Genomic DNA, 23515 nt, shown 5'->3' on the forward strand with positions numbered 1-23515 from the left:
GCCTCTGCTGCCGCCGCTGCCTCGGCCTGCGCCTGTGCCTGCGCCGCCGCCTCGGCCTGCGCCGCCGCTTCGGCTTCGGCTGCGCCGTCGTCTGCTTGCTCGAACGCACCGACGGTCGACTGGAACTCCACGACGACCGTGTGAGTGGGAGCGCGATGCGATGCAAACCCGAGCAGACGATGGGCGTCGTCGATGTCGTTCGCGGTGCGCCACGCAAACTCGCCAGCCTGCAGCGCGATGATGGTGGCGTCGTCGGGATCATCGATCGCAGCCAAGCCACGATCCGCGAGCGCGACGATGCCCTCGACCTGCCCGCTCGCGGCGGCTGTCATCGCCACGGTACGGAACGCAGCCATGTGACCGGTGAACGCGGCCGCCGGATCTTCGTACGCGATGTCCAACGCCTGGCGATAGAAGTACGCCGCCATGTCCGGGTTCTGCAGACGGACTTGCCAGATGTTTCCGAAGTCAGTCAGCAGTCGCGAGCGCGCGGCCGCATCTTCGATCAAGCTCGCGCGACGATCTTGAAGCTGCTGGATGTGCTGCAGGTGACCGCCGTCGGCGAGGATTGTCTCGGCGACGAACGCAGCCTCGGCGTCGGTTGGATCGGCGTCGAGCGCCTTGAACAACATCGGCAGCAGGCGCGGGTCCTCGGGCGCTTCTTGCTGCAAGATCCGAGCGGCCCGCAGGAACAACGACGAGACCTGCGTGCCACGTCCGGCGACCTCTGCGACGAGTGGATCGTCGCTAGCGGTCAGCGCCTGCAGCTGCATGACGATGTTGTTGATCCCGAACTCCCAGTTGTTGCGATCGTAGAGCGTCTCTTGGAAGCGAGCCTGATAGTCGACGTTGTCGGGCTCTGCGTTGGCGGCCGCGGCGAGGAAGTCTTTCGCCTGATCGATCTGCCGCTGGTTCAACATCGCCGTGCCGTAGGCGTAGTTGAGCGCGGGCGCTCGGTCGGGATCTTTGTTCGCGCGCAGCTCGAGACCCATCAACCGCGTCACCATCTCGAGGTGCGCCATCTGGCGATAGATTTCGCGTGCACACTCGAGCGCGAGCAAGTTGCTCTGATCGAGCTTGAACGCTTTTTGGTAGCACTGCATCGCTCGCGCTTTATCGAGGAGCAGGTCCTCGCACGCGCGCGCCAATTCGAAGAGCGCCGCCGACTGCTGTGAAGCTTCCGGGAGACTGACGGCTTCTTGCTCGATCTCGTCGATGACCGAGTTCCAGTCTTGGACTTCCTTGAGCCGCGCCTTGATCCGCTGGGTGACTTCCATCTGGCCCCTATCCTGCCAGCATCACTGGGTAAATTCACTGGCTGGGGCGTCGATATCACACGTTCGTAAAACCGCACTCGACGCGCACGACTCCCCGGCTTCTGACCGCAAAAACTCGGCCTTGGCCACGCGAACCACAGAAACGACGGCGCCCCCTGTTCATCCGACCCCTGGACCGAGGAGTCGGATGAACAGGGGGCGCTGAGTGGGCACCAAGATGGCCCAGAGCTCGATCTAGGCGATCCGTGGATCGCAGAGCTCAGAGGCCAAGCGGTCGAACTCGATCGCGGACCCGGCTGGGTCCGGCGGGATCGAGCTCAGATCGCGCTATCCATGCGGGCGATCGTGTCGTTCGCAACCTTCTTGATGTGCTCGGGCGAGTTTCCGGCCTTGGCGATGAACTCGTTGAGGGTCTCCGCGGCTTCCTTGCGCATCGGGATCTCGGCGTAGGCCATGCCCAGGCCGAACAACACGTCCGGCTTGTCGGGATCGATGCGCTTGGCCTTTTTGTAGGCCTCGACCGCGTCTTTGGGCTGGTTGAGGTTCAACAGCGCCCGGCCCATGCCGTTCCACATGTCCGGGTCCGTGTCGTTGACCTTCGTGCCGGTCTCGAGCACCGACATCGCAACGTTCGAGAAGCCGTAGTCGATGTACATGTTGCCCAGCGACACGAAGCAGGGGCTGTACTTGCCGTTGAGCTCGATGCACTTGCGGTAGGCCTGATCGGCCTGCTCGGGCTCGTCGAGTTTCTCGTGCAGGGTGCCCATCTGGTAGTGAGCCCTGTAGAGGTTGGGGTTGAGCCCGATCGCCTCCGAGAACGACTTGATCGCGTCGCGCCACTTGACCTCTTGCTCGGCGCGGCTGGTACCCGGCTCGAGCGACTGGGCGACCTGCACCGAGCCGATCTCGAAGTAGTAGTCGCCCTGCGGCTTGTCCCCCATGTTCTCGATCGCGCCGCGGAACGCCTTCTCGGCGTCGACCCACTTTTGCTGCTTGCGATACAGCTTGCCGAGGTTCAGGTAGGCCTCCGCGTGGGTCGGATCTGTCTTGATCGCCTCTGTCATCGCCCGCTCGGCGCCGGACATGTTGTTCTTGTTGAGCTGCTGGATGCCCTCGTTCATCTGCTTGATCGAGTCCACGCGAGCTTGGCTCGTGAGGTTGCAGGCAGGCAGAAGGAATACAGCAGTGAGAAGGGCGGCAGTGATCGCGCGGCGCATCAGGAGACCTCTTCGGGGGCGGAATGGTACCGACGGCCACACCTGGTGACAAGCGGTGGCGCACCGCTCGCGTTCAAGGGTGTGCCGGGCACTGTGAGCTTGAGGACGAACGGGGAAACAGGAGCGGGATGTCTGAGTTTTTGTGCGCATAGGCATGGACTTTTTCACCAGGCTCTGTTGTGCGCGCAAAAAGAGGCGAGCGTGGTCATCGACCATGCCCGCCTCCGTGGACTGTGTTTCAGGCCAGCTGCGCCGGCCGGCTTGGGATCAGCCTGGGCTCAGGTTGAAGGGGTACGTCACGATGACGTTGCCACCGCCGCGCGGCTTCGGGAACTGCCAGCGCTTGACCGCCTTGGCGATACAGTTTGCGACCGACGTGTCCTTGATCGTCGACTCCTGCACCACCGACGAGCCGACCTTGCCGGTACCCGTGATGACGAAGTTGACGGCGACGCGACCCTCGAGGTTCGGGTTCTTGGTCAGACCTGCGTTGTAGCAAGACCGAACCTCGTTGATGTGGGCGCGGACGATACGACGGATGATGTCGCGGTCGAGCGCGCCTTGAACCTCGGCCTTGGCTTGGCGAACCCGAGGGACCCGCGTGCCGCGACCGCCGAAGCCTGCACCCGAGCCGCGACCGTAGCCGGAGCCCGAGCCGCCGCCGCCGCCCTTGCCGATCAGGCCGGTGTTGCCGAGGCCGATCGTGCCTTCGCCGGTACCGCCGCCGCCGCGACCGGTGCCGACCAGGCCAAGCCCGCCGACGCCGTACGCCTCACCGACCTCGCTGCCCGTCAGGCCGCCCCAGACATCTTCATCGTCGTTGCCGACCGCGAACGCGCCGCCGTAGGGGGAGGCCAGGAAGCTGCCGCCCTGCTGCTGCATGACGCCAAGGATGCCGGCGCTGCGCGCTGCCATGTCGGGGTCGAAGTTGCGAGCCATCTGCGGCACCGCGTTCTTCGGACCCTTCATCGCGTACAAGCCGGACTTCGACTTGCTCGAGGGCTTGCCCATCTTGCCCTCTTCACCAGCGTGACGCTGGCCGGAGCCGCCTGCCTCGTCGTCGGAGACGTCGTCTTCCTCGGGCGGCGGCTCTTCTTCTTTGGTCTGATCAGGCTGATGCATGTACCGGGCGTAGGCGGGCTCGCCTTCGCCGTCGTCCATGGTGATCGCAAGCAGATCGTCGGGGATGCTGCGCATCAGCAGGTAGAAGGTCACAGCGATCACCGCGGTGCCGCCGACGTAGGCCCAGAACGGCCAGTCCACGTCGCCACGCCCAGCAACGACGGCGCCCGGGTTGACCGTGTTGATGTGGAACGCGATGTCCTCGTAGTTGACCTTGCCCTGCACGCCACGCGGGAGCGGGAAGGTGTAGTACGCACCGGCACCGCCCGCGCGACCCGAAGACACGAGCTCTTGCAGGTTGTGGGTCTGACCATCGAGCGTGACCTCGCCGGTCATGTCCTTGGTGAAGTTCAACGTGAACTCACCGCCGCTGGTGCGGACCAGCGGAAACGCGACCGCGTCGGGCAGACCGTGGGGCGGCACGTGGAACACCGCGTTGTGGCCCTCGCCGATCGTGTAGTCGCTGACGAGCTTCTCGGAGAAGCGCATCGCACCAGCGACGAAGGGGATCAGACCGAGCAGCGCGAGGCCAAGGCCGAGCGGACCTGAACCGGCACCCGGCTTGACCGGCTCGGGCTTCTTGGCTTGCTCGGCCTTGCGAAGCTCGGCGGAGTATTCCTCCCAGGGCTGGCTGACTTCGTAGCCAAACAGACCGAGGCCACCCAAGATCATCACGCCACCCATGGCCATGAGGATCGGGGCCGAGCCCCGGCGGCTCTTGGTCTGGCCAACGTGCGTGACGTCGAGCGCCGTGCGTCCGTACATCGCAACGACCTCGGCGACCTGCCGGCCATCTTGGACCTCGACAGCACCAACATCGATCTGCACGGGTGGGGCGGAGGCCATCGCCATCGCCTGTGGCGCTGCGCTGGCCATGGGCGTGGCGGCCACCGCAGCGGCGGGCGCAGCGACTGCAGCAGCGGGTGCGGCAGCGACCGCGGAGGCGTCGGAGATCTCGGAGATCTCGACGCGGTAGGGACCGAAGGTCAGCACGTCGCCTTGGCTGACCGAAGCGTTCTTGTCGATCGCGTCACCGTTGAGCACGGTGCCTGCCGAGCTGCCGAGATCGATGACGCGGACATCGTTGCCCGAGACTTCAATGACAGCGTGCATGCGAGCGACGGCGTCATCGTCGAGACAAAGATGGCTGCTCTTGAGCTTGCCGATCTTGATGACGTCCTGCGAGAGCGTCTTGGTGTCGACGAGCTCGTCGTTGCAAAAGATTTTCAGCGTGAGCGTCTTGCTGGACATCGGGATCCTTTAACTTTCGCCTAGGGCGGGGGCTCAGCCCTCTGAAGCACGCGTTGTCACGGGGGTAGACCGGAGCGTCTTCGGGCTCGTTTTGTCGGTGGTGTGGGGTTCGGGCGCCCTAGACAGCAGCTTGCTGGTCCGGTTCCTGTGCAAGAAGAGTTTCTTTCTGCACAGGAGCAGAATCTAGGTGAGCCAACGCACTGGTTGATGGACCAGGGTGCCAGACAAGCAGACGCGAGCCCAACCCAAACCACGGGTGGTTCGAGCTGAACTCGAGGAGCTCGTCTGGCGCGGTCGATCAGTCGAGATCATGCAGTGGCCGCTCAGATGTCGTTGGCCATCTTGATCAGCTCCGGGATGAAGTGCGGCCGGATGGTGATCATGCTGGCGTGCTTGCTGCGTCCACGCGAGCTCAGGTTGGCGCCTTCTGGGGACAAGACCTCGCCGTCGACGTCATCGTCCTCGAAGTCGTAGACCGTCACGCCTTCGCCGTTGCTGCCGGACATCGCGGCGGCGTCGGCGTCGGCCGGGGCGGCCCATGCCGTCGCGGTGAGCAAGAGGGCGGCACTGAAGGCGAACATGGGGGTGATCAACTTGATCATGATGGGCTCCTGGCAAGTGGGGGCGAGCCCCACGGTTTGCAATCTTAGCGGTGAGAGGAATGTGTGTAAACCGCGGTCTCGCGGCATTGGGGATCAAAAAGTCATCAGAATGCACGAGATCGCGGGATCTTCGCGGCTGCGCACTGAACGAGTCCCCTCCGAAACGGATCTCGTTGCGAGCGCGGGCGCGATCTTGGCGCGGGACCCGGAGATCTCACACTTCGAGCAGCGCCTGAAGGCTCACCGCTTCGGCTTCGAGCGCTCGCCAGTGATTGTGCAGCTCGAGCAGCTGCCGCGACTCGAGCAAGATCATCTCCTCGTACAACCCCGCGCTGGTCCTGATCAACTCGATCGATGCGATCGAGTCCTTCACGGTGGCGACGCGATCGCGGGCTTCCGCTACTGGGGCACGCCAACGCGAGCCGCCGCCCGCCACGTCGATGCCGCCCGCCACGTCGATGCCGCCCGCCACGTCGATGAAGGTTTGGTAGTGACCGAGCGCGGTCTCGTAGCTGGCGATCAAGGCCGCCTCGTCGTCAGCGTTGGCGCTCGAGTGCTCCTGAGCGAGAATTCCGAGGTTGTACCAGGGTCGGGGATCGCTGCTGTCCAGCTCGAGCGCGCGACGGTACGCCCGCTCGGCGTCGTCAAACTTTCGCAGCCCCCGCTTGGCCACACCCAAGGCGATCCACGCGTCGACGTCTGCAGCGACGACTGGAACGTCCAGCACCAACTCGAGCGCGTGCTCGGCTGCTGCGTAGTCGCGAAAACGAATCGCAACCATGGCGATGTTGCGGTTGGCGTCCACGTGTTCGGGCTCGACCTCGAGCGCGCGTTGAAAGGCGCGGAGCGCCTGGGCTTGATCTTGTTGTTCGATCAGCAGCAGGCCACGCAGGTTGTGGAGATCCGCGCTGGCGGCCCCGTTGGCCTCGAGCACTTGCTGCCCTTGCGTCACGACGAGGTTGGCCAACACCAGGTAAGACCTGTCGTCGCGTCGGCCACGATCATAGTAGAGACGCGCGAGGTTTTCGTAGGCCATGCGGTTGCTGCTGTCGACCGCGAGGATGCTCTGCAGCTGCGCTTGCGCCTGCTCGAACGCTTCGACGTCGCGGCTCGCTGCGGGGCTGCTCGCGTAGCGCTCACGCTGGGCCATCGCCAAGTTGTTGCGGGCCTCGAGGGCGCGGGTCTTGTCGGCCGCGACCGCTCGGCGAAACAGAGACTCGGCGTGGCCACGGTCCCCAGCGGACCACGCCAAGACCCCCAAGTTGTTGAGCGCTTGCGGGTGCTCGAGTTCAGCGAGCTCGGTGTAGATCTGCGCTGCCAGATCCGGCGCGCCGCAGGCTTCGTGGATCGCCGCGACGTTGAAGCGCGCTGCGACGATGCTGGTGTCGCGCTCGTACAGCCCTTGATAGCGCTCGCCAAGCTGGCTGCACTCATCAGCGTCGAGTCCATCAGCAGACGCGAGCTGGTACTCGGCGTGAATGTCAGCCAGCCGCAGCTGCGCCTCGTGTTGTCCTAGCTGTCGCGGTGGGTCGGCGATGATCCTCTCGCAGTCAGCTTGACCCGGACTACAGGTCGGCTCGGGGTGACACGCGAGCGCGGCGAGAGAGATCAGAAGCAGGGCGGGGACGGTGATGATGGAGGTCGTGCGCATGTCGGCTCGTGGCTCGAAGTTCAGCTTGGCTGGACTGCGAACGAGGGCGAGCGGCGACTGATCTCGGCTCGAGCGAGGATTGTCTTCAGCTTGGGCGAGGGCTTCTCGCCCGCTTGCGGACGCCTTCGTAGACGGGTTCACCCAGGGCAGCGAACTCTCGCCGGCTTGGGGCTGTCTCCAAGCGCGACGCGGACCCACGGCCAGACCAATTTGAAAGGGCGGCTCCGGGATACCCGGGCCGCCCTCGCGCTGGTGCAGCGACGATCTGAGCTTGGCTTTTCGGCCTACTTCTCGGCCTCTGCCTTGGCGGCTGCCTCGGCTTCGGCCTTGGCAGCGGCGTTGGCCTCTGCCTCTGGGCTGGGTTGCCCGGCTGCGGCGGCCTGCTTCTCCATGTCGAGCAACCGCTGGCGACGCTCCTGCTCTTGCTTCTTCTCGAGCTCGGCGAGCTCGGCCGCCTTCTTCTCGAGCTCTTCCATCACGCGGAAGGTCGTGATCGCGTCGTCGATGATCGCCACGCGGTCGAGGCAGTCCTTCACGGTGGCCGCGTAGGCTTTGTTGCCCTCGGCCATCTTGTTGAACTTGATGCAGTGTTCCTTGGCGACGTTGTAGAAGGCCTCGATCTCGGGCTGATCCACGTCGTCCTGGCCGATCAGGTGATCCTGATTGAGGACCGCGAGGTTGTACCAGGGTCGCGGATCGCCCTTATCGACCTCCATGGCCTTGCGGTACCACTCTTCCGCGTCCTTGAACTTCTTGAGCCCCCGCTTGGCGACGCCCATCGCGATGTAGACCTCGACGTCACGCTTGACGGCGGCGGCCTTGAGCGCGGTGTCGAAGGCCTTCTCGGCCGTCGGGTAGTCGCGGAAGCGGATCGCAATGAAGCCGATGTTGCGGTTGGCGTCCGGGTGGTTGCCCTCGATCTCGACGGCCTTCTTGAACGCCTTGAGCGCGTCGATCTGGTTGTCCTCCTGCATGTACAGCAAGCCCCGGAGGTTCCAGATGTCGGCGCTCTGCTGGTTCTCTTTCTCGAGCACCCGCAGCGCCTGGGTCACGACCAGGTTGGACAACACCAAGTAGGACGGATCTTTGAGGCGGCCGCGATCGTAGTACAGCCGCGCCAGGTTCTCGTACGCAGCCTTGTTGCTGGTGTCGACGGCGAGGACGTTCTGGATCTGCTTCTCTGCGGTGTCGAAGTCCTCTTGGCTCAGCTTGTCGGCGTAGCGATCGCGGTGCGCAGCGGCGAGGTTGTTGCGCGCGGCGAAGGCCTGCTTCTTGTCAGCCTCGACCGACTTCTTGAACAGCTCGAGGGCTTCCTTGGTGTTGCCCTTGTTCCACTCGAGCACGCCAAGGTTGTTGAGCGCGAGGTGGAAGTTCTTGTCGCCAAGCTCCTTGTAGATCTTGACGGCCTGCTCCTTGTCGCCGCACTCCTCCCAGAGCGCACCAACGTTGAAGCGGGCGACGAGCATCGAGCGCTTGTTGCTCTGGTAGACCTCGTCGAAGCCCTTCGCCAGGCTCGAGCACTCGGCCTCGGACAGCGTGCCGTCGGCCTTGGCCGCGACGTACTTGCCGTAGATCTCCGTGAACTGAGCCTGAGCCTGCTCGTCGGGGACCTCGGCGTTGGAGGCGTCGGCGAGCTCCTTGTTGTCGGGGTTCTTGCTGTCCTTGTCCTTCTTCTTGCAGCCGGTGAGGCCAGTGAGGCCGGTGAGCAGCACCACGGACAGAGCGATGCGCGAGATGGTGGGGATATTACTGATCATCTTCATGGTTCAGCCCTTTCCGATCAGTTGCCTTTGCCCTTTTTGCCCTTGCTCGACTCGGCTTCTTCCTTGTCCTTCTCTTCCGCCGCCTTCTCTGCGTCGGTCTTGCGCCGAACAGGGTTGACGCGGCCGCCGAGCGGGTCTTCGAGGACCTTGACCTTCTCGATGCGGCTAGCGGTGTAGATGGACACGCCGAACAGCTCGTTGGTCGCCGGGTACTTGTTGGCGTCGCGCTGCTGCATCTCCTCTTCGCACAGACGGGAGAACTCGTTGAAGAACTGGTTCTCCGTCGAGCGCTGGATGCAGTACTCGTAGGCCGCGAGCGCCTGATCCTGAACCGGCTGCGCCGTGTCAGCGAGGGCGTCGCAGTAGGCCCAGACTTGCTCTTGGCTGACGAAGCTCTGCGGCACGTCGGCGCGGTAGAGCTGGTCGGCGAAGTTCTGCAACACCGAGGCGGTCCGCGCTGCGCCTGCGAGCACCCAGTAGGGGCTGCCCGTGTTCTTGACGCCGCCGTAGGCCTCTTGCAGCTCGAGCCCGAGCTTCATCTTCGACTCGAAGAACTCGGCCACCCGCTTCTTGGAGTCCTCCGCCTTGGCGACCTGCTCCTTGTAGATCTTGTCCCAGGCGGGCATGCCGGCGTCCTTGCGCCACTCATCGACCTGGAAGTCGAGCTCGTCGGGCATCTTGATGCGCAGGTAGTCCTCGTACTTCTGGTCGGCCTGGTAGACGATGGCCATTGCCCAGGCGTTCTTGAAGTCCTCGGCGCGCTTCTTGTCGTCCTCGGGGATGTCGATCTTGCTCTTGCCGCCGACCATCTTGAGGATGAGCTTGAACTTCGACTGACCTGCCTCGGCCCGCTTCGAGCCCCGGCGATGGACAGTGATGACGCCTTGCGTCTCCGAGCCACAGCGCTTGGGAGGGCGGAAGCGCGGCTTCTTGGAGCTCTCCTTCTCGTTCTCTTGCGCCTTTTTCTGCTTGGCCTCGAGCTTCTTGCGCTTCTCGATCGCCTCGACGCCCGACAGCGCGCGCTTGCGCTCGACGGTGATGCACGAGTCGTAGAGCAGCGGCTCTTCACACGACTTGCGCCACTCGACCTGGCCGATCACGGCGTTGGCCACGACCGCGCGGTCGATGCCGCCCTTGGTGCCGTAGGTCTTGAGGTAGTCCTCGGCGTGCTTGCGCTTGGCGCCCGACGAGTCGAGCAGGTCGTGCTGCGACCAGAAGATCTTGGCCGCCTTTTGGACGTCCTTCTTCTTGTAGAGGCTCTCGTACTTGTCGAGGTCGACCTTGGCCTTGTCTTCTTGACCCAACCCAAGCCGGAACAAGTACGCGTTTTGTAGCGCGTTCGAGGCCCGCTCGTCCTTGTCGTGCTCGGTCGCGAACTGCTCGTAGCGATCCGCCGACTGGTTGTAGTACGCGACGGCCTGATACGACTCTGCGAGGTAGTGCAGGGTGTCCTTGGCGTGCTCGCTCTCCGGGAAGCGATCCAGGAGCGCCGTGCGGATCTGGATGGCCTGGCCAACCTGGTACGCAGCGTCGGAGCAGTCAGCCGCGTTCCACAGCAGCGTCGCCGCCTTCTCGTGGTCCTCGAAGTTGTTGAAGACGTCGATGAACTGGGTCGAGCACTTCTCGAAGCCCTGTGGATCGCCACCAGGATCGCCGTTGACGAAGGCCGCACCGGCGTCGCGGTAGGCCATGCCCTTCTTCCAGCCGATGCCGGCGAGCAGGGTTGGGACGGCCTCGCGCACGTCGGCGTTCTCGGGGTGATTCCAGATCTTCAGACCCTGAATCTTGGTCGCCCACTCCTGCAGCTCGTCGCTGGTCTCGATGACCTGCTGCGGGTTGTTCTTGGTGTCGAGCCAGCGGATCGTCAGCAGGTCGATCAACATCGCCGAGCACCACGCAGCGTAGATCTGCGCGTCTTTGACGTCGTCGAACTTGGTGATCATCTCAGTCAGCAGAGGCTTGGCCTCCGCGAACTTGTTGTGCTCCATCATGAGCTTGGCCCGGTGATACATGATCTTGGGCAGCTCTTTGTCGTCGGCCTTCTTCACGTATTTGACGTACGTGTCATACGAGCCGAGCATCTGCTTCTCCTCGGGCGTGTAGTCCGATTCGGGGAAGTCCATCTCGGTGTCGACCTGGGAGTCCTTGTCCTTGGGCTTCTTCTTCTTGTCTGTCTTGTAGATACAGACGCCCTCTTGGTCGAGCTTGCAGGTCTTCTTCTTGCCGCCGGTCTCGTCGTACTCGAGGTGGTTTTTCATCGCCAACATCTGCGCGTACGCAGCGTCGGTCGTGTACTTGCCCTCGGGATCCAGCTCGAGCGTCTTCACGAACTGGGTGTGGGCCTTCATGAAGTAGTCGAGGCCCTTTTGACGCTGGTCCTTGTCCTTGCTGTTGTAGTTCTGGTCCGCCAGGGCCCACAGCAGCTCGGCGTAGTAGTACTGCAGCTCGTAGCCGTCCTTGTCACCGGGGAAGGTGTTGAGGAACACCTCGTAGGCGTTCTCGGCGAGCTCGTAGGTGCGATCCAGCTTGGTCTTCTCGGCCTCGTCGTGCCAGACCGTGGCCATCTGCTTCATGGTGGCAAGGGCGTTGTCCTTGCACATCTTCTTCTGGGCCTTCTTGTAGTCGCCCGACTCGAACTTCGTGTAGTACTTGCCGAGGTTCTCCGTCTCCTGCCACTGAACCTCTTTGTTGTCAGTTGCGAGGGTGTTGACGACGATCTTGCCCTGCCAGTCGCAGGACATCGCGTCTTCGGGGAACAGCTCCTGGAGCTTCTTGTAGATGAACGTGGACTCGGTGTACTGACCGTCGCCGAAGTACTGGTTGGCCAGTAGCTCCATCATCTTGCGGGCGTCGTTCTCGTCCTTGCCCGGGCCGTTGCCGATCTTGTCGAAGAACTCCCACGCCTTCGAGGGCTTCGACGCGTGGACGTACGCGCGCACGAGGTCGCGGCGGGCGTCACGGCGAAGCTGCTTGCCGTTGGACTCCGAGCCAGCGCGGCCTTCTTTGGTCGCGGCGATCGTCGCCACGAAGAAGTTGAGGCTCTTGTCGAACCGGGCGTCGAACTCACCGATCGGGTTGAGGTGACACCAAGCCAGCTTGTACAGCGCGTACGCGTAGACCGGGCTGTCTTTGAATTGGGTGACGCGCTCGTACAGACGAACCGCGTTCCCGATCTGGCCCTTGCTGTAGTAGTAGTCCGCGAACGCGAGGTACGCGTTGGCGATGTAAGGGCTGCTGGGGAAGTCGTTGATGAGGCGCTGGTAAGCGGCCTGCATCTTCGTCTCTTCGCCAAGCTCGCCAAGCTCGAAGGCGTAGTAGTACAGCGCCTCGTCCATGCGCTTGTACGAGGCGAATTTTGGGTTGTCGACCAGCGCCTCGTAGATCCGCGCCGCCTTCTCGCTCGAGTCCTTGGCGTCGCGCTCGTGCCGTTTTTGCTGCTCCTTGAGCTGCTTGGCGAGGTCCTTCTTCTTGGCGTCTTCGGCGTCGTAGATCTTTTGATAGAGCGAGCCGGACTGCAGATCGAAGAAGGCCTTCTTCTCGAGATAGTGATCCGCGAGCCGGAACAGATAGTCCGGGTACTCGGGGTCGCTGTCCTCGGAGGTCTTGATCAAGCGCTTGAGGAACTCGATCTGCTTGTCGGCCATCTCCTGTTCGACGGCCTTGCGCTTCGAGGCGAACTGCTGGCCGTCCATCATTTGGACGCCGCGCTCGCGCTCTTTCTCGACCTGTTCCTTCTGCGCCTTGAACTTGGTGTCGAGGAGGTCCGACTGCGCCTTGGTCTTCTTCGACTTGCGCTCGTACCGAACGTTGCTGGTGCTCTCGGGCTCTTGCGCCTGACTGACATCAGCTGTCATCAGCAGGGCGATGACGCTGCCGGCGGTCAGGAGACCGAGTTTGCGACTAGTGGAGCGATTGTGCGACATCTTGGACCTTCTCCGTTGAAGGTGAGGGCGGCCCCAGGCTGCCCTCACCTCATGTGAAACGTGTATTCGAGCTTGCGATCAGGACAGGCTACTCGGCGCACACACTGGTGACGCGGTAGTAGTAGTAGCCGAGCTCGTCCTGCCAGTATTCGCCGTTGTAGTTGTAACGCTCTTCCTCGGGTCCCGGCTTGATCTTCTCTTCAGCGCCGTCGACGTCAGCCCCGAGCTTCTTGAGTTTCTCGACGATCTCGTACTCGACCTTGATCGCCTCTTTTTCGAGGTTCTTGATCTCGGCGATCTGAGCGTTGATGCGCTGGCGTGCCTGGGCGCCCGTGCGCTCCTTGGCGATCGACAGCGACAGATCCAGGTTCTCGAGCAGCAGCTCGCCAAGCCCGCCGGACTGGAACTCGCTACCCATCTCGCTGAAGCGGGTGTCTTGCTCGAAGCCGAGGCGGTTGACGTAGTCGTAGTACTTCTCGAGGGTCTTATCCTGCAGCGACTTGCGGGCGACCATCTCGACGAAGGGCTCGAGGTCCGAGCTACCTTCACGGATCTTCACGGACAGCTCGAACAGCTGGTAGTCCTCGGGTGCCTGGTTGAGCAGCTCCGAGAGATCTTGCTTGGTCTGCACGTAGCGCGAGCTGAATTCCTCGATTGAGGCCTTCGCCGACGCGTAGCGGCAGTTGAAGTAGTACGTGACGGCCTTGAGGATCAGGCCTTCGGGGTACAGGTAATCGTAGAAGAACGGCGCGTTGAGGGTGTGGATATACCCGAGCGTCTTCTGGTAGTGGCGGTTGGCGTTGTCGGGCTCGACCTCGACGAGGCGGAACTCGGACCACGACGACGCGAACACCGAGTCCAGCCAGTACGGCGACTGGATGCTGATCTTGTTGAAGTACTTCAGCGAGGTGTCGAACTTGCCGACCTGATAGAAGATGTAGCCGAGCGCGATGTTGGCGAGCTCTTCGAAGCGCTTGTTCTGATCCGCGAAGTCGAGCTCGGCGGTGGAGATACCCAGCCGGCGCTTCTTCTTGTCGGACATGCGCGCGAGCTTGCGAGCGTCGCTGTTCTTCTTCTTGCCCTGCATCTGGCGAAGCTCGACGTTCTTGCGCAGAACGTTCTTGAACGCCTCGACGGCTTCGGGGCCGTGGTACTCGCGGGTCTCGGCGACGCCGAGGAAGTACTGCGCCGGGATGAAGTAGTCGCTCTCGCGCGGGACCTGAGACAGCAGCGCGATCGACTGACCGAGATCGCCGTTGCCGTAGTGGTAGCGACCAAGCAGGAAGTACAGCTCGTCACGAACCGAGTCGAAGGCCTCGTTCTCGAGGTCCTGCGGGCGGTAGGTGCCGACCTTCTCGAGCACGCCAGCGCCCTCGGGCAGCTTGCGGCTGAGCGACGCGAGCCACGGCAGCGTGAGCTGGTGGTACGGGTGGCTGGGGCCGACCTGAACGATCTCGTCGAACACCGCGAGTGAACCCGCGAAGAAGCCGAGCTGGAACAGCGACTTGCCAAGCCAGAACTGCGCGCGGGTTGGATCCCCGCCCGCGCCGTCGTACGCGGTCTTGTAGAAGACCAACGCTGCGGCTTCGTAGTTCTCGGCCTTGTAGGCCTCTTCGGCTTGGTTTTGCTCGGCGCTTGGCTGCCCGGAAGCACCGGGCGGCAGCGGTGGGCCATCTGTGCCGGGCGCGACGGGAGGACCACCACCGGGCGGTGGGGGAGGTCCACCGGCACCACCGGGAGGAGCAGGCGGTCCGCCGCCACCGGGCGGAGGCGGCGGCGGTGCGGCATATGCCGAGACCGAAGCGGCTCCGAACACGAGGCCAACAAGGAGCGGGAGTGACTTGAGCAGGCTGAGCTTTTTCATCGCGAGCGCTTGCGCGTTGGACCCATGTAAGGGCGACGGGACCTTACCAGCGGCCCGTCGACGATCGCAAGCAACTCCAGCAGCCCGGAGGACAGGAGTTTGAACGCTGAACGTGAGAGCCGTGGTCTGACGTACTCGGTTTTCGGCGTGTCGTGGGTTGGCCGGTGCCGCGCTGCTGGGTCCAGCGGCCTGACCTGCGCCGTGCGGCGGGTCATTCGCGGTCAGGGAGCCATCAGCTGGTTGGCCCGGCGCGGTGGAAGCACTCGGCACGGGCGGCAAACAACGGGAGCTTCGCCGGGCCGATCTAGCAGGGCTGGAATTTCGTGGCGCTCGCGCTTGTGTTGTCAGGTCACACGAGGCCCGTGCCGGGGAGAGATCTGTTCAGCGCCGAGATCGCGGAGTCCACGCGGCCCAGGATCAGAGTGTACTTGACCCTAGATTCACGCCGTGTAGGATGCCCGAAGCATGGTTCCCCTGGGGACCTGCGTGTCGAAGAAGCCTCGGCGATATCCAGAAAACCGAGGTTTCGTGGCGTCTCAGCCAGACATCTCCGCAGAGCCAGCCGCCTTCTGACTTGGCTCCGTCTGCTCCGACAAAAGACCGTTCGATGCCCAGCTCACGCATCCAGTCCACCCTGTTCGCCGCGGCATTCCTCCTCACCGGCGGCTTGCTGCTGACCGCGTGCCCCCAGGGCGACGTCGGTGCGCCATGCAACCACGGTTCGGTCGAGCCGCCCTCCAGCAAGCTGGTCACGTTTCCGGCGCTCTCGTGCAGCGACTTGCTCTGCGTCTACGGCGAAGAGCAGACGGTCCCCGAGGCCGCCTGCGAGAACGACCTGGACTGCAACAACGTCGCCGGTGGCAACGGCGAGAACATCTTCGAGTGCGAGTTGGGCTCGTGTCGCCTCAGCCTTCAGTACGTGCTCGAGCGCTCGATGTGCTCGAAGACCTGCGTCACGGACGAGGACTGCAACAACAGCACGATCAGCAACCGCCCGACCGTCGACCCAGAAGAGACCGCGTGCGCGACCGGCTTCAAGTGCACGGTGCTGCAGCGGCTTGGCCAGTTCTGCTGCGACAAGCTGTGTGTCTGCCGTGACGACCTGCCCGCGCTCGACGAGCTCGAGATGGACTGCACGCCCAACATTGGCGACGCGTGGCTCGAGTGCAACTCGACGGATCCAGCAATGGACCCCTCGATGACCGGCGCCGCGCCCTAGTTCTAGTCGGTTGAGCAAAACCAAGTCGGTTGAGCAAACACGACACACGCAAACGCGGCCGCGCTGGTGAAGACCAAGCGGCCGCGTTGTTGTTGGAGCGTGGTCTGGAGATCCTCGACCGCAACGTCACGTGCGCTGGAGCAGAGCTGGATCTGATCGCCCGCGACGGCGAGACGATCGTGTTCGTCGAAGTCCGCAGCCGTGCCGATGATCTGCGCGGGCACCCGCTCGAGACGATCGACGCCCGCAAGCGATCACGCCTGCGTCGCGGCGCGACGGGCTGGCTCGTCCAACGAGATCTATGGGAGCGCGTGCCCGTGCGCTTCGATGTCGTCACGCTGGTCGGCGAACACATCCAGTGGTTACAAGATGCGTTCTAGTGCCTGAGTTCGTTCCGGGTTAGGTGCGGAGCTGAGGGGCGACGCTGTACCCGGGCGTACTGCTAGGAGCTGCGACACTGCGTTGCGCCCCAGTGCCGTGCGTAACCCGGATCGAACTCAGGCTGTCACACGTCTCGACCCGTGCAGAGGCAAAGCTCAGCACGGATCGAGGGACGACGCTAGATTTCTCCGCGTGCTGCGCGTCCTATGGACATAGGAAATGCAGAGCCCCCTGCTAGGGGGCCACACATGCGGATGCGAACAAACGGCCCCGAGGAGCGAAGCGACCAGACGCGTCAGCGGCTGCAGTCGGCGAAGTCTAAGCTCTCTGTGGGGGTCAATACCGGGTGGGGGTCCGATACTGGCTAGCTCGCGGCCTTCTTGCGCTTCTTGCCGCGCTTCGCCTTCTTGGCCTCGGCCTTCTCGGCCTTCTCGGCCTCGATCGCCGCCGCCGCCGACTTGTAGTCGCCAACCTTGCGCTTGATCCGAGCCGCGTTGCCGCGACGATCACGAAGGTAGTAGAGCTTGGCGCGACGGACCCGACCGCGGCTGATGAGCTCGATCATGGTCACGCGCGGCGACGCCAGCGACCAGACACGCTCGACGCCGACGTTGTCGGTCACCTTGCGAACGGTGAAGGAGCCACGCAGGCCGCGGTGCCGACGGTGGATGCAGATCCCCTCGAACACCTGGATGCGATCTTTGCCGCCTTCGGAGATCATCGCGTGGACGGCGATGCGATCGCCCGCACGAAACTCGGGGATGTCTTTGCGAGCGAGCTCCTTCTCGAGCTCGTGAATGATGGGGCTGGCTTGGCTCATGGCGAAATTCCGAAAATTCTGTGGGTCACTCGGCGATCAACACCGGAGAAGACCTTCCGCCCGCATGGCTGCCAAGGCGGAGCGGGCGAGGGCCGCGATCGCTTGGGGTGCCGGTTGGGGCTGCGAAATGTCGATCAAACTGGAGGCGATCGCAAGTCGAGGGTCCAAAGTGATTCCGGGGCTTCGGTCACGCGCTGGATCGAGCGCCATCCACGCGTGGGCGCCGGGCGCCGGAGAGTCGCCAAACCAAAGCAGCAGCGGTGCAGGCGGCTCGCCAGACTCGAACGCGAGCACGTCGAGGATCAGGCGAGGGCCGCGCTCGGGCTCGGTCGGGCCACACTGGCCCACGCCGATCAACTGTGGCTCACGACCGTGGCGCTTGCGGAGCGACCGGCGAAGCTGCTTGAGATCCCTCATGCGGGTGTGGCCCCCCGCGGCCCGGGGACCGATCAGGGTGAAGCTCGCGCCCGCGTCCGCGGCCAGCTGCGCGAGCTCACCGGCTGCGTCGCCAACCTGATCCGCGGGCGCGGCCAAGTGGATCGGGTGGGCGTGCGGCAGCGACCAGCGCGGGCGAAGCTCGGGTCGCAGCGCCCAGGTCCGCAAGCAAGCGGTGCGACGCCGCCAGCGCTCGATGGCCTGATGATCACCCCCGAGCAAGACCGGCGGAACCGCGTGGCCGCGAAACTCCGCCGGGCGTGTGTAGTGTGGATGCTCGAGCACGAGGCCGGGATCCCACGCCTGCGAATTCGACTGCGGATCCACAGCGCGCGCTGCCAGCGGTGAGTGGGTCCACGATTCTCGTCCGTGTTGCACAGACGTCTCGCGCGCAATCGCGAAGCTCTCGGTCTCGGTCGACTCGGGGTTGCCGAGCACGCCCTCACGCAGCCGCGCGACCGCTTCGATGATCACGGCGGCCGCGACCTCGCCTCCGTTGAGCACGAAGTCACCGATCGACAGGCACTCGTCGACGAAGTGCTCGCGGATCCGATCGTCGATGCCCTCGTAGCGACCACACAGCAGCGCGATGCGGGGCGAGCTTGCGAGTCGCTCGGCGACGCGCTGATCGAAGCGTGCGCCCGAGGGCGTCAGCAAGATCGTGTGCATGGGACCCCGCGCGGCGCTCACGGCTTCGAGCGCGGCGGCGACGGGCTCGGGTTTCATGACCATGCCGGCACCACCGCCGAACGGCGCATCGTCGACGCTTCGGTGGCGATCGGTGGTGAAGCTTCGGTAGTCGGTGCAGTGCACGGCGACCAGGTCGCGGGCGATCGCCTTGCCCATCAACCCTGCATCTACGAAGGCCTGGATCGCGGCCGGGAAGATCGTGAAGACCTCGAACTCGATCGTGCTCACGGATCGCGCGGCTCCGGGAGCATGTCGTCGTGGACATCGACGACGACGCACCGCTTGGTCTCGCTGGTGTGGATCGCAACGATGAAAGGAGGCATCGCGGGCAGCAGCCACTCGCGGCCACGCAGGCGCACGCACAACAGATCCTGCGCGGTGTTGCTGGTGACCCCGGTGATCTTGCCCAACGACAGCTGGCCGTCTTGGTCCTCGCGCACGACCTCGAGGCCGATCAGATCCGCGAGGTAGTACTCATCATCGTCGAGCTCGGGGAGCTGCGTTCGTGCGACCCACAGCTCGTGACCTCGGAGGGCCTCGGCGGGCGCGCGCGCTTCTATGCCTTCGAGCCACAGCCGGACCGTGTCACTGCCAGGCTTGGGAGCCACGCGCGCGACCTGATGGCTGAGCTGCTTGGTCGCGCCGCGCTCACGCAAGATGATCCGAAGCCCGGCCTCGAGCAGCGTCGACTGCTGATTGAACAGCTTCACGCGCAGCGCCCCGGCCACACCGTGGACGCCAGCGACGTAGCCGAGCTGAAGATGGCTCGAAGCGAGGTCGTTGGGTTGCGACTCGTCGATCCCCATATCAGTGTGACCGCTCGTTGCGGGAGCGGGGCTACTCGAGGATCTCGAGGTCAGCCCGCTTGCGCAGCTTGGACGAGGCGGCGTTGAGGATCGCCCGCATGGCCTTGACCGTGCGGCCCTGCTTGCCGATCACTTTGCCGAGATCTTCTTTGGCCACGCGCAACTCGAGCACGACGGTTTGCTCGCCCGAGACTTCGGACACGTCCACGTCGTCTGGGTTATCAACGAGGGCCTTGGCGATGAACTCGATGAGCTCTTTGAGCGAGACGTTGGCGGACATGTCGAGAAGGCCTCCTAGAGCGAGAATTGCGGGAGTGGAGCGGGAGAACCGTTTGCAGCATCCCACAGCATGGGCGGCCCGGCAAAAGTGTTTGGCGCGCCAGCACACGAGCCAGCGGTTGGGCCAACCACGAACGAACCCGGACTCGAGGAGCCCGGGTGGGTACGAGGCACGCCAACGCCCGTTGGGTGCCGTTTGACGGGGAGCTAGGCGGTGGCGGCTGGCGCCGCGGCCTTGCGCAAGAGTCGGCGGACTGCGTCGGTGGGCTGAGCCCCGACGCCGATCCAGTACTCCACGCGCGCACGGTTGAGCGTGACGGTGCCGTCCTTGGTCATGGGATTATAGGTACCGAGCTTCTCGAGGAAGCGACCGTCCCGGGGGGAGCGGGCGTCTGAGGCGACGATTCGGTAGAAGGGGCGCTTTTTGGCGCCGCCGCGGGCGAGCCTGATCTTGACGGCCATTTTTCTCTCTCGGAAGATGCGTTCGCGCAGCGGCGAACGAAGACACGCTGAATTCGTCTCAGCCCTGGGGCTGAAGGGTTGGCGAGGCTAACGTCGAGGTCGACCGCCGTCAACAGCTGCGCCGCGCGGGACTGCGGGACGACGGGGGACACGCCCGCTCGCCCCTTGGGCCCCATACTTTGCGTCTCATCACGAACCAGCCCATGAATGCCATCAGCGAGCGGGTCAGAAGCCGGACCCGAGCTGGCAACACTGTACGAAAGAAGCCCCCCTGCCATGAGTGATCGCATGACTGATAGCCAGCGGCCCGGTGTGACTGTGCGCGGAAGCTACTTGGCGCTGACGTTCGCGGGCATCGCCCTCGGGGGTCTGGCCATGAGCTTGGGCGCGGGTTGCAACGGCCGAAATCACCCAGGCCAGACGGGAGACACCGCGCCCAACGCTGACGCGGGCGCCGCGACCGACCGGGCGGCGGAGCGCTTCGAGATCGATGTGTTCGCGTTTGGCCGGCAGCTGGGCACGATCGCGCCCTGTGGGTGCACGACCGAGCCGCTGGGCGGGCTGCAGTACGCGTTTGGATACATCGAGTCGGAGTCGTCTGCCGGACAACGGCTGATCTTGGAGCCCGGCTCGTTCCTGTTTCCCGACCCAGATGGGCCCGAAGGTCCGACCGACGAGGCCGCGTGGGCCCAAGCCGTTGCGCGCGCCGAGCTGCTGCAGGGCCGGTTTTCCGAGCTCGACGGGTTGGTGTCTGGGCTTGGACCCACGGACTACGCGTCGAGCCAGGCGGGCGCTGCCCTGGCCCAGCTGCCGCTCCCGCGGGTCGTCGCCAACCTCGCCAAAGCCGCGCGCCCGGCCGGCGTCGAGCGCGTGCGCGTGGTCCCGCTGGGGCGTGGGCTGTCTGCCGCGGTCACGCAAGTCATCGATCCCGAGGTCGCAGCGGCGGCCAACGCCAAGGACTGGGGCCAGCAATTCCCAGCGGTCACCGAGCCGATCGCCGCGCTGCGAGAGCTCGCGCCCGAGCTGGCCAAGGCGCAGCTGCAGGTGGTGATGGTCAACGGTCCTCGCGCGCTCGCCGAGTCGATCGCGCGCGAGGTGGAGGGCATCGACGTGGTCGTCGTCGGCGCCGAATTTTCGAATCCAGACCGGGGCCGGGTCGGCACCTCCGCGGTGCAGATCGGCACGACCTGGGTGCTCGAGCCCGGTGACCGGGCTCAGACGATCTCGCACCTCACGCTGTCGCTGGATGCCTCGGTGCCGGCCGGCCAGCTGCCGGACACCTGGACGCTGATCCCCTCCAAGGAGCAACGCGAGGCCGAGCTGGCCCGGCTCGAGCAGAAGCTGAGCAAATTCGCGGCTGATCCGTCAGCAGACGCGCGCTTCGTGGCCCGCCTGGAGTCCGAGCGGGATCAGCTAAAGGCCGCGCTCGCGAGCCCCGCGATCCCGAGCGACGTCCCCGTCGCGCTGATCCCCGCCCAGGTCAAGGTCACCTGTCACCTGCCGGCGGACGCCACCTCCAAGCAAGCGCTGAGCAGCTACGACGCTGCCGTCGCCGAACGCAACCGCGAGCGCTTCGCCGGGGTCAAGCCGCCTCCGCCAGCTCCCGGCCAGGCCGGCTACGCGGGCATCGAGGCCTGCGCCGACTGCCACTCGGAGGCCGTGGACATGTGGAAGACCACCATCCACAGCCGCGCCTACGAGACCTTGGTGACGGCCAACAAGCAGTTCGACCTGTCGTGCGTGAACTGCCACGTGACGGGGTTTCGGGCCCCAGGCGGCAGCGAGGTGGTCGAGAACCAGCACCTGCAATCGGTTCAATGCGAGCAGTGCCACGGTCCAGGCAGCCTGCACGTCGAGGATCCATCAACAGACAACATCCAATTGTCTGCGCCGGTGAGCGTGTGCCTGAGCTGTCACACGCCCGATCACTCGGACACCTTCGACTATGAGCCGTACCTGCGTGACGTCCTGGGCGCGGGCCACGGCGCCGAGGCGCGAGCCAAGCTCGGCGAAGGGCCAACCGGCCGCGAGCTGCGAGCTGCCGCCCTCGAACAAGCCGGCGGCGGCTGCAAGAGCATGTGAGCCTCGACCGCTCGCGCGTCGGCTCGACCGCTCGCGCGTCGGGTCGCGTCGCTCCGCGGGCTCGGCCGCGTTGAGCAGGCTGCGTCCTCATCGGGCGCGAGCGGTCAAAAACACGTAAGTACACTCACGTCCCTGGGTGGTCGGCAGGCTTGGACTCGCCGCGCGTGGCAAGTAGACAGCGGCCAACTCACCACGGGTGTGCGTCGGCGGCGAGCCGGTCCGAGCTTGGACCACGAGGCACCTATCCGACGGCCCCGCTACCCCGCAACGATCTGCACGACCGCAGGTCGCGGGCTTGGAAGCTAGACAAAGGAAAAAATCATGACCGAGACAACCTTCGGCAAGCTCACCGCGACGATCCGCGACACGTCGGGCAAAGGCGCCGCCCGCAAACTCCGTACCCAAGGCCTGATCCCCGCCGTCATCTATGGCAAGGGCGAAGGCAACGTGATGTTGACCGTCAGCCCCCGCGAGCTGCGGCGGGCGATGGACCCCAAGCGCAGGCTCAACACCTTCTTCTCGGTCACGATCGAGCGTGAAGAAGGACCGGTCGTCGAGCAGTGCGTGCTGACCGACTACCAGGCGGACCCGATCCGCGACGAGTTCCTGCACGTCGACTTCTTGCGCGTCGACCCCGACGGCGAAGTGGTCACCAAGATCCCGGTCGAGTACGTCGGCCGGTCGGTGGGCGTGGTCGCGGGCGGCAAGCTGCGGACCTACCAGCGGACCACCCGCGTGGCGGCCAAGCCGGCCCACATCCCGGTCAAGCTGACCGTCGACATCAGCTCGCTGGCGGCCGGTCAGAGCCTGCGCATGCGGGATCTGAGCATCGAGAACGCGCGCCTGCTCGACCACCCGAACGTCGTGGTCGCGCACGTCGATCCGCCGCGCGTGGCCAAGGTCGAAGAAGGTGCCGCCGGCGCCGACGCCAAGAAGGGCAAGAAGAAGTAGCCCCGCCCTTCAACCGCCCTCGAGCTCGCTTGAACGATGACCTCACCATGGCTGATCGTCGGTCTCGGCAACCCCGGGCCGGAATACGCCAAGCACCGACACAACGTCGGTTTCATGGTCGTCGAGCAATGGGCGCAGCGCCACGTCACGCCGGGCACCGGCGGCGTGGGCTGGAAGTCTCAGTTCAAGGGCCGCGTGACCAGCATCCACGCGGGCGGCCAGATCGGCCGCTGCGTGGTGCTGGAACCTCAGACCTACATGAACCGCAGCGGCGAGAGCGTGCGGGCGGCCGTCGACTTTCACGATGTGCCGCTCGACCGGATCGTCGTCGTTCACGACGAGATCGACTTCGCGTTTGGTCGCGTCGGTCTCAAGCGCGGGGGCGGCCACGGTGGCCACAACGGCCTGCGCGACATCATCAAGCACCTTGGCAAGCCAAGCTTCTTCCGGGTTCGAGTCGGCGTCAGCCGCCCGCGCCACGGCGAGGTCTCGGACTGGGTGCTCTCCAATTTCTCCGGCGAGGACGCCACGTTCGTGGATGACCTCGTGGACCGGGCCGAGCAGGCCCTGACCTGTCTACTGGCCGAGGGCCTGACCTCGGCCATGAACCGCTTCCACCCTGCTCCCGACGCTCCGGTGACTTCATCGGGCCCCGCCGCCGACGCCTCGTCGGCGGGCGGCAAGTCGGGCAAACCAACCCTCTAGCTAAGGAATTCTCCC

At 64.7% G+C, this 23515-nt stretch carries 16 protein-coding genes and 2 pseudogenes; 5 read left to right on the forward strand and 13 right to left on the reverse strand.

Going from position 1 to position 23515, the window contains the following annotated elements:
- The 8 genes from DB30_RS41820 to DB30_RS31640 all read right to left on the reverse strand — a co-directional run.
- On the reverse strand, positions 1–1277 hold a 1277-nt coding region (locus DB30_RS41820; protein ID WP_205633116.1), incomplete at its 3' end, for a tetratricopeptide repeat protein.
- A gap of 317 nt (positions 1278–1594) precedes the next feature.
- A complete protein-coding gene (locus DB30_RS31610; RefSeq protein ID WP_052556053.1) occupies positions 1595–2416 on the reverse strand; it encodes a tetratricopeptide repeat protein in 822 nt (273 codons plus the stop codon).
- A gap of 345 nt (positions 2417–2761) precedes the next feature.
- Entirely contained in the window at positions 2762–4867 is a 2106-nt protein-coding gene (locus DB30_RS31615; RefSeq protein ID WP_052556055.1) for an AgmX/PglI C-terminal domain-containing protein, read from the reverse strand.
- Positions 4868–5190: 323 nt separating this feature from the next.
- Complete coding sequence (locus DB30_RS31620; RefSeq protein WP_052556057.1) at positions 5191–5469, reverse strand: hypothetical protein; 279 nt, start codon at positions 5467–5469, stop codon at positions 5191–5193.
- Positions 5470–5683: 214 nt separating this feature from the next.
- Positions 5684–7120 carry a tetratricopeptide repeat protein gene (locus tag DB30_RS31625; RefSeq protein WP_146661481.1) on the reverse strand — a complete coding sequence of 479 codons (1437 nt, stop codon included), beginning with the start codon at positions 7118–7120 and terminating at the stop codon, positions 5684–5686.
- A 284-nt stretch (positions 7121–7404) separates the two neighbouring features.
- The gene (locus tag DB30_RS31630) at positions 7405–8883 is read right to left on the reverse strand and encodes a tetratricopeptide repeat protein (protein ID WP_146661483.1); all 1479 of its coding nucleotides are present in this window, start codon (positions 8881–8883) and stop codon (positions 7405–7407) included.
- Positions 8884–8900: 17 nt separating this feature from the next.
- A complete protein-coding gene (locus DB30_RS31635; RefSeq protein WP_146661485.1) occupies positions 8901–12737 on the reverse strand; it encodes a hypothetical protein in 3837 nt (1278 codons plus the stop codon).
- Positions 12738–12894: 157 nt separating this feature from the next.
- The gene (locus tag DB30_RS31640) at positions 12895–14670 is read right to left on the reverse strand and encodes a tetratricopeptide repeat protein (protein ID WP_146661487.1); all 1776 of its coding nucleotides are present in this window, start codon (positions 14668–14670) and stop codon (positions 12895–12897) included.
- A gap of 607 nt (positions 14671–15277) precedes the next feature.
- Here DB30_RS31640 and DB30_RS31645 point away from each other — a divergent pair.
- Positions 15278–15889, forward strand: a complete 612-nt coding sequence (locus DB30_RS31645; protein WP_052556067.1) for a hypothetical protein — start codon at positions 15278–15280, stop codon at positions 15887–15889.
- A gap of 29 nt (positions 15890–15918) precedes the next feature.
- The gene (locus DB30_RS31650) at positions 15919–16269 is read left to right on the forward strand and encodes a YraN family protein (RefSeq protein WP_052556069.1); all 351 of its coding nucleotides are present in this window, start codon (positions 15919–15921) and stop codon (positions 16267–16269) included.
- Positions 16270–16736: 467 nt separating this feature from the next.
- Here DB30_RS31650 and rplS read toward each other — a convergent pair.
- From rplS to rpsP, 5 genes and pseudogenes are all read right to left on the reverse strand, one after another.
- A pseudogene (gene rplS, locus DB30_RS31655) lies at positions 16737–17090 on the reverse strand (50S ribosomal protein L19); the annotation flags it as partial.
- A gap of 36 nt (positions 17091–17126) precedes the next feature.
- Positions 17127–18443 carry a tRNA (guanosine(37)-N1)-methyltransferase TrmD gene (trmD, locus tag DB30_RS41825; protein ID WP_052556073.1) on the reverse strand — a complete coding sequence of 439 codons (1317 nt, stop codon included), beginning with the start codon at positions 18441–18443 and terminating at the stop codon, positions 17127–17129.
- Positions 18440–19021 (reverse strand): ribosome maturation factor RimM, encoded by a 582-nt coding sequence (gene rimM / locus DB30_RS31665; protein WP_052556075.1) that lies wholly within the window; start codon positions 19019–19021, stop codon positions 18440–18442. Before rimM ends, trmD begins: the two co-directional genes overlap by 4 nt.
- Positions 19022–19052: 31 nt before the next feature.
- The gene (locus DB30_RS31670) at positions 19053–19301 is read right to left on the reverse strand and encodes a KH domain-containing protein (protein ID WP_052556078.1); all 249 of its coding nucleotides are present in this window, start codon (positions 19299–19301) and stop codon (positions 19053–19055) included.
- 224 nt (positions 19302–19525) lie between these two features.
- Positions 19526–19762, reverse strand: a pseudogene (gene rpsP / locus DB30_RS31675) (30S ribosomal protein S16); the annotation flags it as partial.
- 288 nt (positions 19763–20050) lie between these two features.
- On the opposite strand from rpsP, the gene DB30_RS31680 reads away from it, so the two are divergent.
- The 3 genes from DB30_RS31680 (at position 20051) to pth (ending at position 23500) form a co-directional block, all read left to right on the forward strand.
- Entirely contained in the window at positions 20051–21844 is a 1794-nt protein-coding gene (locus DB30_RS31680; RefSeq protein WP_165704044.1) for a cytochrome c family protein, read from the forward strand.
- A 321-nt stretch (positions 21845–22165) separates the two neighbouring features.
- Positions 22166–22795 carry a 50S ribosomal protein L25 gene (locus DB30_RS31685; RefSeq protein ID WP_052556084.1) on the forward strand — a complete coding sequence of 210 codons (630 nt, stop codon included), beginning with the start codon at positions 22166–22168 and terminating at the stop codon, positions 22793–22795.
- Positions 22796–22831: 36 nt separating this feature from the next.
- Entirely contained in the window at positions 22832–23500 is a 669-nt protein-coding gene (pth, locus tag DB30_RS31690; protein ID WP_052556086.1) for an aminoacyl-tRNA hydrolase, read from the forward strand.
- The last annotated feature ends 15 nt before the right edge of the window (positions 23501–23515 follow it).

This window comes from Enhygromyxa salina (genome assembly GCF_000737335.2).
Taxonomy (GTDB): Bacteria; Myxococcota_A; Polyangia; order Nannocystales; family Nannocystaceae; genus Plesiocystis; species Plesiocystis salina_C.